Source organism: Mesorhizobium sp. M1406 (genome assembly GCF_040317555.1).
In the GTDB taxonomy this organism is placed as follows: domain Bacteria; phylum Pseudomonadota; class Alphaproteobacteria; order Rhizobiales; family Rhizobiaceae; genus Mesorhizobium.
Window position 1 is genome coordinate 1 of record NZ_JAMYKW010000033.1, and the last position, 12,395, is coordinate 12,395.

The window sequence follows — 12,395 nt, forward strand, 5'->3', positions numbered from 1 at the left end:
ACACCCCCCCCAATCACGTCTTTTATTCTGTGGGGTGGGCTGGTTTTTTTTTATAATCCCACGGGGCGGGCCCCCAACACGCGGGCGCCCCACACGCCGTTCGAAGGCGCGGCACTGCTTGTGGAACGTCTTGGCGAAGGATGGCTTGCAGATGCGCTTTATGAGCGTCTCCGGGTCGCCGTGCAGGACGAGGCCGGAGGTGAACTGGATGGAGTCGCGCGCCACCGAAAGCAGCGCCAGCGGATTGGCCACGCCGTGGATCTGCCGCGGGATTCCCGTGATGTGGATGCGATCAGCCGGCGGCAGCACGGCGCGGACCGCCGCCCAGACGGCGTCGGCACCCGGCCTGGTCCACGCTCTCGCATCCGCCAGAAGCGGCACCGAATAGTCGCACACGCGACAGCTCAGCCACTCGATCACATGATGGCCGAAGGCCCGGCGCCGCATCAGAGGCAGCAGCAGGATCGGCGCGCTCGTAGCAGCGTCGCTCACCTCGACGATAAGCAGGTCCGCGTCTTTGGGCATCAGCCGCGCGGCGATTCCATCGACCCAGGCATAGTGCTGATGGGCGGTGCAGACACCATTCGCCTGAAATTGCAGCCAGAGCGGCTTGACGGCCTCAAAGCTGGTGTGCAGCCGCGCCGTATAGCACGTGCCGGCACCGGCGCAGGCGGCAATCGGGGAAACCGGCCCATCGTCCGTCATCGCAACCACTTGCATTGTCCGGCTTGCCACGTGCTTTTCCTGTCATTCCGGTCCCCCACGCAAGCGCCGCAAACCCCGCATCAGTCCCTGGATCGTCTTGAGCAGCCGAGGTTTGGAGCGCACGAACACCTCGATATGGTTGCGGACCTCGAGGGCGGTGGTCACGGCATTGCCCCGCACCGTAATCCCGTGGCAAAGTTCGCGCAGGCTCGAACCCGTGGCGCCCATATGCTCCTTGTAGCTCTGGTTGCCCACCGACAGGTCGAAATAGTCGAAACCCTTCTCGCGCGCCCAGCCCATCAACTTGCCCATGATCAGAAGTCCCGGTGACACGTTGGGCACCGCGCCCTGATCGATTGATATCAGAAGAGCATGAACGGTGACTTGATGGATCAGTAGGTATTGGACCGCGATCAGAGCCTCACCGACGCGCAGCCCGAAGAGCCGCACCGATCCATCCGACAGCCCCTCGAGGGCGGCGTTTCGATAGAAGTCGACAGCCGCCCCCTGCGTCAGCAGGTCGAAACGGCCCAATTCGCGAAAGCGGCTGAGCCGCATGCGGACCAGGCTGCCGAAAATGAGTTCCACCAGGGCCGGTGTGTTGGCCTCGACCAGTTCCACGCCGCCGAGCCGTTCGAGCCGGCGCCAATCCTTGTTAAAGGCCTTGACGAACGAAGGCCTGCATAGGCGCTTGAGGACGGTTTCCGGGTCGCCGTCGATAGCGAGGCCGAAGCTGGTATGAAGGGAATCGCGCGTAGCCGCGAGCAAGGCCAGCGGGTTGGCGACGCCGCTGATCCTTTGCGGAATTCCCGTGATGTGGATGCGGTCCACCGGCGGCAGCACGGAACGCACCGCCGCCCACGCGGCCTGTGCGGATTGCCTCGTCCACGGGCTCGCATCGGCCAGAAGCGGTGCCGAATAGTCGCAAACGCCGCAGCTCAGCCATTCGATCACCCGATGGCCGGGAGCCGATCGCCGCATCAGCGGCACCAGCATCCGGGGCGCGCCGGTCGCGGCGTCGTTCACCTCCACGATGAGCACGTCCGGGCCTTTCGGCATCAGTCGTGCGACGATTCCCTCGGCCCACGCATAGTGCTGGTGGGCGGTGCACACGCCGTCCGCCTGGTAGCGCAGCCAGAGCGGCCTGGCCGCTTCCAGGCTGGTGTGCAATCGCGCCGTGTAGGCATCGTTGGCGACGATGGTTACGGGACTGGATGCCTGCCCTTCGGACAAGCCGGTCGCCGCAGCACTTTGCACTGCCTGGCCTGCCATATCTTCTCCTATCGTTTTGCCGTTGCGAACGGGACTGCCCGCCGCCACGAGCCCAATCGGCTGTAGCGCGCCTCATCCGGATGCTCGAGATTCCATATGCGGTGATGCGCGAAATACCATGATGCCGCGAGCACGAAGGTCTCGGAGACGGCTGAACCCACCAGCGCCCACGGCGGAGACGCAATCGCCAGCAGGATCGCGATCAGCACCAGCCCGACGACCGCACCGCCCGTCGTGGTGAACGCGACGATCCGGAAATCGCCGAGTATCTCAAGCACGATGCGGGGCATGATGTAGAGCATGATCGGGACAAAATTCGCGATCACGAAAAATCCGATGAAGCCGACCGAGGCATCCTGGAGGGCCTGGGATTTTATTGTCGGCAGCACGAACATGATCGCGCACCCATAGACCAGGCCGCCGAGCCCCATGACGAGCGCCCAGATCTTTGCCTGCGCCCAAACACGGCCTGTTTCGTGGTTCCGTATCAGCCTGGCAAGATCCGGCTGCGTCATGTTTACGATAGCAAGGCTGATGATGCGCAGCGGCGCAAACAGCACCAGAACCGCCGCCAGCGGTGCGTAGGCGGCCGGCCCGGCAATGCCCGCGACCAGCAGCGCCAGACATTGACCCTGGATGTTGGTTGTGGTCGCGCTGAATGCCGACCAGCGCAGCTGGTGCCAGAGCCTGATATAACGTCGCCGCGTCGGCATACGGAAGCTGACGCGAAGTGTGCGCCGAGCCAGCCGAACCAGGACGAAAATGCCGAACACATTTGCCGCGGCAAGTGCGTAGAACACGATCTGCAGCGGGTCTTGGGCCAGCCAGATCGTCAGCCCGGTCAAGACGGTGCCAACGATCGTAAAAGCGACATCGCTGATGGAAACGACCACCTGCTGGCGACGCGCGAAGAAAGCCGTGCGCATATGGCTTCGCAGCGACCAGGCGCCGACGAAGCAACCGGCGGCAATCCCGCTTGGATCGCCAAGCAGATGCATCAAGATCGCCGTGCCGACGGCCATCAGCAACGCCACGATCAGCGCCGCCGTTCCGAAGGCGACATCATGGGCATCGACGCCGGCACTGTTGGTGCTTTTGCTCATCCATATGCTGGCGGGAACGGCGGTGAGCGACCTGATGTAGGACAAGCCGACGCCACCCATCACCATGGCGATGGCGAAGAGGCCGTAGCCTTGCGCCGACAGCATGTGCAACAGCGCGATGTTGAGGGCAAAATGAAAGCCGCTCTGCATCGCCTCGCCGCCGATCATCAGCACCAAGCGTCGAACCAGATGGCTCGGGAACGCAAACCTCACGGCCGTGTCTCCGCTTCGCGGGCGGCCCGCGCCCTGCCCGGGCGCGCCATGGTCATCTTCAGCTTGTCGGCGGCGATCTCCGCGATCGCGGCGGCCGCGACCGGCTCGGAGAAGATTGCCTCGTAGCGCGCGCGCCCGGCAGCGACAAAACCGCGCCAGGCCTTGGGCCGCAGGATAATCTCCTGCAATTTCGCGGCAAGAGCTGCCGCGTCGCCGGGCGGAACATGCCAGCCGGTCTCGCCGTCGCTGACCACTTCCACCAGCCCGCCAATCGCCGACACCAGCGGCGGGCGGCCATAGGCCATCGCCTCGATGGCGACGCGCCCGAGCGATTCCGGACGCCGCGACGGCACAGTGACGATATCGGCCCAGCGGTAGTGCTCCGAAGGGTCAGACACGAAGGGCAAGACGCTGACGCGCCCGGAGAGACCCATGGTCTCGACCAGTTCGGCCAAAGCGCGCTCACGCTCGGTGCTTTCGAAGGCGCCGCCGACCAGCCGCACCTCGATCCTCGCCTGCAGCTCCGGCGGCATCGAGGCGATCGCCTCCAGCAGGACCTCCTGCCCCTTGATCCGGTTGATGCGGCCGAGCAGCAGCACCCGCAACGGACGCTTGCCGTCATAGGTCGTCGGTTCGACAGTCGCCGGCCCGGCAACGCCGTTGTAGACGACATGCGTGCGCGCGGCCTTGGGATCGCCGAACGCGGCGCGCGTCGCGCGCGAGTTGAAGATGAGATCCGCATGGCTCCAGTGCATCAGGCCAACGAGTATCCTGCGCATGGCGCCTTCGGGAATCTCGTGGATGTGCAGGACGGCCTTGTGGGGAAGAAGGCGCGCGGCCAGCGCATAGTCGGCCACGATCGAGGTGTTGACGTAAACGAGGTCGCAATCCCTGAGACGCCGCCACGCCCTGAAAACGGCAACCGGCAATCGCGCTATCTCGACCGTTGCAAGGCGCGCGATGGCCTGGCGCCTCAGCACCCAGAGCGGTTCGAAGACAATCCGGCTGGCATGGGCTTCCAAAATCTGCACGATAGGTCCGCCGCGCGGCAGAACCACCTCGATGTCGGCCGACGGAAACGCGGCGCGCAACGCAGCAACGCTCTCCGCGAAGCTGCGGTCGGAACCATAGAGTTCATAGCCCTGATGAACGCAGGCAATCCGCATCTTTGTATCCCGCCAGGTGCTACAACCATCGCGCTGGGCGATAATGTGCAGCGGCATTGCCGCAAGAATCATGCCGGATTCAGTAGGCCGACTACCGGCCGCACGACCTTGGCACTGCTTCGTTTCGATACAGCTACGCACAGAAGGGTTGACCGAGAATGAAACAACCACCGGGTTCAACACCGTTTTTTTACAACCCCGCGCGATGATCGCTGCCAAGAACGCTGAAACAGGGAGATGGCACGGAAGTTGCCACTTGCTTCCCCTGAATTCAGCAATCACTAATATATCCGAGATCACGTGAAAGTTCCGCCGCCCATGAAACCAGAGACGCCTGCCATTCTGATCCTGGGGACCCGCGGCATACCCGCGGCCCATGGCGGCTTTGAAACCTTTGCCGAAAGACTGGCGCTGTTTCTTGTCGGGCGAGGCTGGAAGGTCGCCGTCTATTGCCAGGATGAGGTCGAGCGGATCGACCGGCGGGTGCGCAGCGAAACCTGGCGCGGCATCGAGCTCATTCACATCCAGGTTGCCTCCAAAGGGCCGCGTGCGACACTGGAATTCGACTGGCAATGCGTCCGCGACGCCGCCAGGCGACCGGGCGTCTGCCTGGTGCTCGGCTACAACGGCGCGGTCTTCCTGACCTGGCTCAGGCTGAAGCGGCGCAAGATCTTCACCAACATGGACGGCATCGAGTGGCGTCGCCCCAAATGGGGTTTCGCGGCGCGCACCTGGTTCTGGCTCAACGAATGGATCGGCGCCTGGGCCTCGCATCGGCTGGTCGCCGATCATCCCGCAATCGCAGATCACCTGGCGACGCGCCGGCCACGCAGCGCCATCGCCACCATCGCCTATGGCGCCGATCCGGTGACATCGGCACCGGAGGCGCCGATCCGGGCGCTCGGCCTCGAGCCCGGGCGCTATCTGGTCTCGATCGCGCGCATCGAACCCGACAACAACATCCTGACGATCGTCGAAGCCTTTTGCTCCGCCAAGCGCGACATGAAGCTGGTGGTGCTGGGAACGCTGTCCGACGACATCCCGTATCATGCCGCCATCCGCAAGGCGGCGAACGGCTCGGTGGTCCTGCCGGGCGCCATTTACGACCAGGCAACGGTGAAGGCGTTGCGCTTCCACGCACGCGCCTATCTGCATGGCCACACGGTGGGCGGCACCAACCCGTCGCTGGTCGAAGCGCTGGCGGCCGGCAACATGGTGATTGCGCACGACAATCCCTACAACAGGTGGACCGCCGGTGCGGCGGCGATCTACTTCACCGACAAGGACAGTTGCGCCGAGCGGATGCGGCAGGCGCTGGACGATGACGAACTTGTCCGCAACTGCGGCAATGCGGCGAGGGCGCGCGCCCGCGAAGCCTTCCGCTGGGACGATGTCCTGACTGCCTATGAAAATGAAGCCTATCGGCTTCTCGGTGTCAGCCCCGCCGAAGCCCTCGCGACCAATCGCGCATCAGCCGGCACCGCATGACAGGTTGGTCGCGCCGGCGGGTGCTGCGGACGGCGCTGTCCACGGCGGCGGCCCTTGGCCCTCTCTCGATCGCACCGATCGCCCGCGCCACCGAACCGCGGTTTCGGCGCGGCGTCAACGCCTGGCCGTGGTTCTCGCTGACGCGCGAATTTCCCGCACCCCGTACCGACTATGACTGGCCTCCTTTCCAGTCGCAACGCCCGGTGCCGACCCCAAACGATCTTGGTCGGCTACGCCAGACCGGGCTCGATTTCATCCGTCTGCCCGTCGATCCCGGTCCTTTCCTGGCCGCCGACGCCAAGACGCGCGGTCAGTTGCTGGACATGGTGGACGCGGCCGTCACCGTCACGCTCGACAGCGATCTCGGTATCATCGTCAACGTCCAGGCCAATGGCGCCACCCATTACTGGAACCCCGACCGCATGATCTCCAGCACCGCCGCGCCCGCCTTCGATCTCTATCGCGGGCTGGTCGGCGAGCTTGCAGGCAGGTTGGAGCGGTTCCAGCCCGGCAGGATAGCGCTGGAACCGGTCAACGAGCCGGCGCAGGCCTGCGCATCAAATGTCTGGTCGCAAATCCAGCTTGCACTTCTGACAGCGGCAAGGGCGTCGGCCGCAACCCTGCCGCTGGTCGTCACCGGAGGCTGCGGCTCGATGGTGAGCGGATTGACCGCGCTCGATCCGGAGCCGCTCTCGCCGTTCGAGCCGATCCTGTTCAGCTTCCACTTCTACGAGCCCTACCTGTTCAGCCATCAGGGCGCGCCGTGGATGCGCGAGCCCGTCTACCGGTCGCTCAACAATGTGCCGTGGCCGGCATCCGCCGGCTCGTTGGAACAGACGCTGGCGTCGGTCAGGGCGCGCATGGCGCAGGACACCGAAACCCCTGAAGACGCCAAGCAGGCCGCTTATGCCGAAACCGAGCGCGTGCTGAAAGTCTATTTCGACGCCCGGCCCGACCGCTGGTTTGTCGACAAGTATCTTGGCGAGGTTCGCGCCTGGGCCGACGTCCACGGCCTTGCGCCGGAACGCATCGTCATGGGCGAGTTCGGCGCGCTGCGCACCGACGCGCGCTATGTCGCCGCGCCCAATCCGGATCGGGCGCGCTACATCGCCGATGTCAGGCGGAGCGCCGAGGCGTTTGGCTTCCCCTGGGCGTTCTGGGATCTCTTCGACGGCATGGGCATGATGGACGACACCACGCGGGCGCTGGACCCTGATATCATCGCTGCGCTTGGCCTGGCCATGCCTGCGGACTGACCGGTCTCAACACCGCCCGCGCCGGCCGGTACAGCACCAGGGCCATCACCACGAACTTGGTCAGCAGCGTCGTCTTCGACGCGACGCTTTCGGAGGTGTTGATCAGGATGATCCAGCTCAGCATCGGCAGCCAGATGCCGGAATGGCAGCGGCGCGCCACCTCAAACAAGAACAGCACGAAGCCGAATGTCAGCAAAAGGGTGAAGAAGGCGCCCTGATAGACGATCGTGCGGATGATCGGGTTCTCGATGCCCTGTTCGAGACCGTTGATACGGCGCAGGCTGTCGATCAGATCGACATCCGGCCCCACGATCAGATCGCGCACCTCCAGGTACTTGAAGAGCTCGAACATCTCGACGCGGGCATTGGCGCTGCCGCTGTCCGACACGAAGCGCTCCAGCAGTGCGTCGAAGAAGCCGTAGGATGCCGCCACGGCGATGACGACCGGCAGCAGCGCGGCAAGCATGAAGCCGAGCGCCGCGCCCAGCAGGTTGACCCGTCCCCGGCGCAATTTGGTGATGCCCTGAGAAAGCAGGTAGCAGCCGCCGAGCACGATCGTCGTCACCATCGCGGAGCGACCGCCGAAGGCGACGAGTGCCGCCAATTGCAGGCCGATCAACCCAATGCGCACAGGCGTCGACAGGGATCTGGCGCCAGAGAACAGCGCGAGCACATAGATCGCTGTCACCATGGCATTGGCAAGCGGATGCCCCTGCAACGCGCTTGAGCGCAGATCGGTGGTAAACGCCACGCCGTCGAGGCGATAGGGGAAAATCAACGTCTTGGTGGCGAACTCGAAAAGGGCAAGCAACGCATTCGCAGTCATGACCACGTGAACTACGGTCTGCAGCCCGGCGAATGTTCGTTCGTCGTCCTCGCTGAGCATCAGCACCAGAAGTGCCGCGGCCACGAACGTATCGATCATGCCGGCCATGCCGGGACGCTGCCTGGCGATGACGACGAACAGGAGCACGATCGAGATGGCGGCCATCAGCGCGCTGGCCGGCCGCCTGTCGGCGACATGGACGATATAGCCGACCGGATTGCCGAAGGTGCAGGAGCGCCAGGCAAGCAAGAGCACGATGAGATAGGTGGACGGGTGGATCTTGGTCGCCGGGTTGCCGAACAGGCCGTCGTAATTGTAGCCCACCAGCCACAGCATGCCGCCCGAGACGCTAAACAGAATCGCCACCGCCGCGACCAATCCGTGGCGCGTCAGCGCATCGACCGACGTGCCGGCGCGTCGCGCGGCGGCACCATGGTTCGAAGCGCTTCCGCTCCAACTGGTAGCCCAAGGGGTGGCCATGTCAGGCCGCCTCGTCGACCAGCAAGGCGGCTGTTGGCAACCGCCCCATGACGGAAACAGCTTGCGACGTCGCGGTAACGTCGCGTATCGGCGTGGCGTTCAGCGTGGCGACGAGCACAATCTCGTCGACCATGGCAACCAGCGGCGAGGCATTGAGATTGTCAGCCAGCGCGCCGCCATCGATGACGACGAGTTCGAAGCTCCGGCTGGCGTGGGCCAGCATTTGCTGCGCGTAGTAGATGCCATGCGCTTCTTGGAAGACCGCCTTTGAGCGGCCCGTACCGAGCACCGCAACGTTGCTGCCGGCCGCGTAGTGGCTGACGGCCTCGAACGCATACTCGCCGCGCAGCACGTCGAGGATTCCCGGCTGGGCGTCCTTCTGGCCACCACCGCTGGCATTGGCATCGATGAAAAGGACACGGCTGCCCCTGGATGCTGCTGTATTGGCCAGCAAGCGTGCCACCCGGCTGCGCTGCGCGCCCTCGCCCGGCGACGATGTCACCAGGATGGATGGCACCAGCGGCCAATCCGGCGGACGCTGGCCCGAACTGAACATGCGCCTCAGCGCAAGGCCGACGACGGCATCGGTCTTCTGGCTGGAGGCGGCGGCCGCACTCCCGCCGAACGGCCACCAGCGGCGGACAGTGCCTGACTTTGCCGGCACCACGCCCAGCACCGGCGCCTCGATGGCCGACTGCATCTGGGCGCTGGAAAGCACCGTCGGCGAGGAATATTCGGCGATCAGCGCCAGACCGGTGCCGAGCCCCAGGCCGCCGAAGATCGCGCCGAACAACAGTAACGAAAACGGCGGCCAGCTCTTCTTCAGGGCCGGCATGGCGTTGGAGATGATGCGCGCATTGGTGCTGTCGACATTGATCTGCTCGCGCGTCTCCTGGGCACGCTGGAGATAGTTCGCGTAGACGGAGCGCACCGCCTCGAGATCGCGCTGCAGTTCGCGCAGCCGCACGGAGGCCTGGTCGGTGTCGAGCGACTTGCTCTTCATACCGGCGACCTTGGCTTCCAGCGCCTGCTGGTTGGCGAGCGCCCGCTCGTAGTCGGTCTCGGTGGCGGTGGCGATGCGGCCGAGCTCGCGTGCGATGAGCTGGCGCGTGTCGCGCAGCTGCTGCTGGGCCGCGATCAGCGACGGATGACGCGGCCCCAGTTCCGTGCCGAGCTGCGAGACCTGGTCAACGAGCGTCGCCTCCTGTGCCCGCAGGCTTGAAATCACCGCGGAGCGCATCGCTTCCGAGGTTGCATCCGCCGTGCCGCTCTTGCGGCGCATCTGGTCGACCTGCGCCTTCAGCGCCGCCGTGCGGCTCTGCGCCGCCGAAAGCTGCGTGTTGATCTCGGTCAGCTCTTGGTCGCTGACCAGATTGCCTGCCGCCATCACCATATTGTTGGCCGACTTGTAGGCCTCGACGGCGTTTTCGGCTTGCTGGACGCGTTTGCGCTGCTCGTCCAGCCGCGCGGTGATGGATTCGGAAGCGTCCTTGGCCATCTTCGCGCGCGCACTCGCCTGGTCGACCAGATAGGCCTGCGCGATGGCGTTGGCCAGAAGGGCGGCCTTGTCGGCGCTCTTGGCGGTGACGATGACGTCGAGGACCAGGACCTTGTCGGCCCGCTTCACCGCCAGGCGTCGGCGCAGCGCGTCGAGCGTCTGCCCCGACCTGTCGCCTTCGGCCGATCCCGAACCGAGCAGGCGCGACAGCAAGCCCTGCCCGTTGAATTCGGGATCCTGCGTCAGGTTTGTCGCCGCGATCGCCCGCATAAGCACGCCTGTCGACTGGACCACGCTGACCTGGCTCTCGACCTGCGTGATGCCGCCGTCGGGTGAGATACGGCTCGGATTGACGTCGTTGGTGACCACCTGAAGGTCTTGCGGATCGATGAGGATTTCCGCCGCCGAGCTGTAGAGCGCGGGCGTGAAAAGACCGTAGAGCAAGGTGACCAGCGTCAGCAGCGCGACGGTGCCGAAGATCCAGAACCGGCGGCGCACCAGGATGCGCTTCAGATCGCCCAGTTCGACAGTCGAAGCCGCGTATGATCCCGCATCCGGAGAGTGTTGCTGAGCAACCATTGGCAGGGATGATTGCATGGCTGCCTCCGACAATATTCCATATGCCGGCAAGATCAGATTGCGGCACTAACCTAGCTATTCCTCCAACTGTTAAAAGATTGTTAATTATGTTGAGAGGTCATGTGAATTTTGGCACGCGGTTTGCTTAAAAATATACATACCGAGGTGCTGGGTGCGCGGCGAGCGGAGACGTATGCGGATGGGGCTACAATTTGACCGGATCGGCCTAGTCGGCAGGGGCCGGATACCGCCTTTTCGGGTCTCCAACATGCGGATAAGCCTGCGCCTGGACGGCGACTGCGTCCGCGCCTTTCATGTCGCGCTGCTGGAACGCCTCGCAGCACTTGATGATGTCGAGCTGTCCGTCGACGCTAGGTCCGCGGGCAGCGGCATCCCGCGCAGCGCCGCGGCCCTGTTTCAACTCGAAACGGCGATACACGGCCTGTCCCATGATGGGCTGGCGAAGCGTGTGCCGCTTTCAGCACTCGCTCCCTACCGGACGCAATCGCCCGCTTCGCCCGACCTGGTGGTCGACCTCTGCGGCGATGTCGAGCTGGAAGGCACGCGGGTTTGGCGCGTCAGCTATGATGGCGCCAGCGGCGAAGCGGCCTTGCTGGCCTTGATCCTCGCCGGCCGCATACCGCTTGCCCGCATCGAGGAAAGCGGTGTTGCGATTGCCGCCGGGCGCCTGGGCACCGAATATGGCGGCATCGCGCTCGCTTCCTTCCAGGACATGCTGGCGCGCACGGCCAGCCTGATCGTCGCGGCGATGACCGGCTCGGCCAGATCCGTGCCTGATCTGCCCGAGCCGGCGCAACCCACTGCCCCGCCAATGCCCTCGGCCGGCAAGCTTGGCGTAAGAGCCGGCAAGGCGCTGGCGCGGCGCATCGTCCAGAAGATCTACCACCTTTGCTACAACGCGCCGCACTGGAAGGTCGGCTGGCGGCAAACCAACGGCCGCGATCTGTTCGACCTGCGCGATCATCCGGCATCGGGCTGGCAAGAGCTGCCGGACGACGGCAGCCGCTTCTACGCCGACCCGTTCCCGATCGTTTACCAAGGCCAGCTAACCCTGTTCGTCGAGGACTATATCCATCGGCTGGGCCGGGCCATCATCTCCGCCGTGCCCTTCGGCCCGGCCGGCCCGCTCGGCCGCCCCGAGCCGGTGCTGGAGCTGCCCTACCATCTCTCCTACCCTTTCGTCTTCGAGCGTGACGGCGAGGTCTGGATGGTCCCGGAAAGCTGCGCCAACGGCACGGTCGATCTCTACCGGGCCACCGCCTTTCCCGGCGGATGGGTCAAGGAGGCGACGCTTCTATCCGGCGTCGTCGCCAGCGACGCCACGCTGGTCGAGCATGGCGGCGCCTGGTGGCTGTTCGCCACCATCCGCGACGGCGGAGGAGCCTTCTCAGACGCGCTGCATCTATGGTCGGCGCCGGATTTTCGCGGCCCCTGGACGCCGCACCCGAACAATCCCGTGCTGATCGATATCGCCTCGGCGCGGCCGGCCGGCCGCATGGTCAAGCGCGGCGACGACCTGCTGCGCCCGGTGCAGGACTGCCGCGGGAGCTATGGCGCGGCTCTCGGCATCGCTCGCATTTCTCACCTTGATTTGATCGGCATGGAGCAGGTCGTTGAAACCATCTTAAATCCAGGTGCGCTATGGAGCGGACGCAAACTTCACACACTCAACGAGGCGGGCGGGTTTGAATTCATCGATGGCTCGGCGATCGCACCGCGCTGGAAACGACGGGTCCGCGACTAACCTAAACATTGTTTCTACCAGACACGCGCTCCGGTTGCTTGAGG

General features: G+C 64.8%; 9 protein-coding genes. 3 read left to right on the forward strand and 6 right to left on the reverse strand.

Annotated features, from left to right (window positions below):
* The 4 genes from NKH03_RS23080 to NKH03_RS23095 form a co-directional block, all read right to left on the reverse strand.
* The coding region (locus tag NKH03_RS23080; protein WP_502913549.1) for a GNAT family N-acetyltransferase at positions 1 to 720 on the reverse strand (720 nt) is incomplete at its 3' end.
* A gap of 27 nt (positions 721 to 747) precedes the next feature.
* Positions 748 to 1,977 (reverse strand): GNAT family N-acetyltransferase, encoded by a 1,230-nt coding sequence (locus NKH03_RS23085; protein ID WP_352970706.1) that lies wholly within the window; start codon positions 1,975 to 1,977, stop codon positions 748 to 750.
* 8 nt (positions 1,978 to 1,985) lie between these two features.
* Positions 1,986 to 3,293: a polysaccharide biosynthesis protein gene (locus NKH03_RS23090; RefSeq protein WP_352970708.1), complete on the reverse strand. Its 1,308-nt coding sequence runs from the start codon at positions 3,291 to 3,293 to the stop codon at positions 1,986 to 1,988.
* Entirely contained in the window at positions 3,290 to 4,459 is a 1,170-nt protein-coding gene (locus tag NKH03_RS23095) for a glycosyltransferase (RefSeq protein WP_352970710.1), read from the reverse strand. The genes NKH03_RS23090 and NKH03_RS23095 overlap by 4 nt, the downstream gene beginning before the upstream one ends.
* Positions 4,460 to 4,777: 318 nt before the next feature.
* Between NKH03_RS23095 and NKH03_RS23100 the strand changes: the two genes are divergently transcribed.
* Positions 4,778 to 5,947, forward strand: a complete 1,170-nt coding sequence (locus NKH03_RS23100) for a DUF1972 domain-containing protein (protein WP_352970712.1) — start codon at positions 4,778 to 4,780, stop codon at positions 5,945 to 5,947.
* Positions 5,944 to 7,203 carry a glycoside hydrolase family 5 protein gene (locus NKH03_RS23105; RefSeq protein WP_352970714.1) on the forward strand — a complete coding sequence of 420 codons (1,260 nt, stop codon included), beginning with the start codon at positions 5,944 to 5,946 and terminating at the stop codon, positions 7,201 to 7,203. Before NKH03_RS23100 ends, NKH03_RS23105 begins: the two co-directional genes overlap by 4 nt.
* Here NKH03_RS23105 and NKH03_RS23110 read toward each other — a convergent pair.
* Together NKH03_RS23110 and NKH03_RS23115 are read right to left on the reverse strand one after the other, a co-directional pair.
* Positions 7,166 to 8,509 (reverse strand): VpsF family polysaccharide biosynthesis protein, encoded by a 1,344-nt coding sequence (locus NKH03_RS23110; protein ID WP_352970716.1) that lies wholly within the window; start codon positions 8,507 to 8,509, stop codon positions 7,166 to 7,168. The genes NKH03_RS23105 and NKH03_RS23110 overlap by 38 nt on opposite strands.
* Position 8,510: 1 nt before the next feature.
* A complete protein-coding gene (locus NKH03_RS23115) occupies positions 8,511 to 10,604 on the reverse strand; it encodes a GumC family protein (protein ID WP_352871478.1) in 2,094 nt (697 codons plus the stop codon).
* 250 nt (positions 10,605 to 10,854) lie between these two features.
* Between NKH03_RS23115 and NKH03_RS23120 the strand changes: the two genes are divergently transcribed.
* Positions 10,855 to 12,351, forward strand: coding sequence for a glucosamine inositolphosphorylceramide transferase family protein (locus tag NKH03_RS23120; protein WP_352970779.1), 1,497 nt, complete (start codon positions 10,855 to 10,857; stop codon positions 12,349 to 12,351).
* Positions 12,352 to 12,395 lie beyond the last annotated feature (44 nt).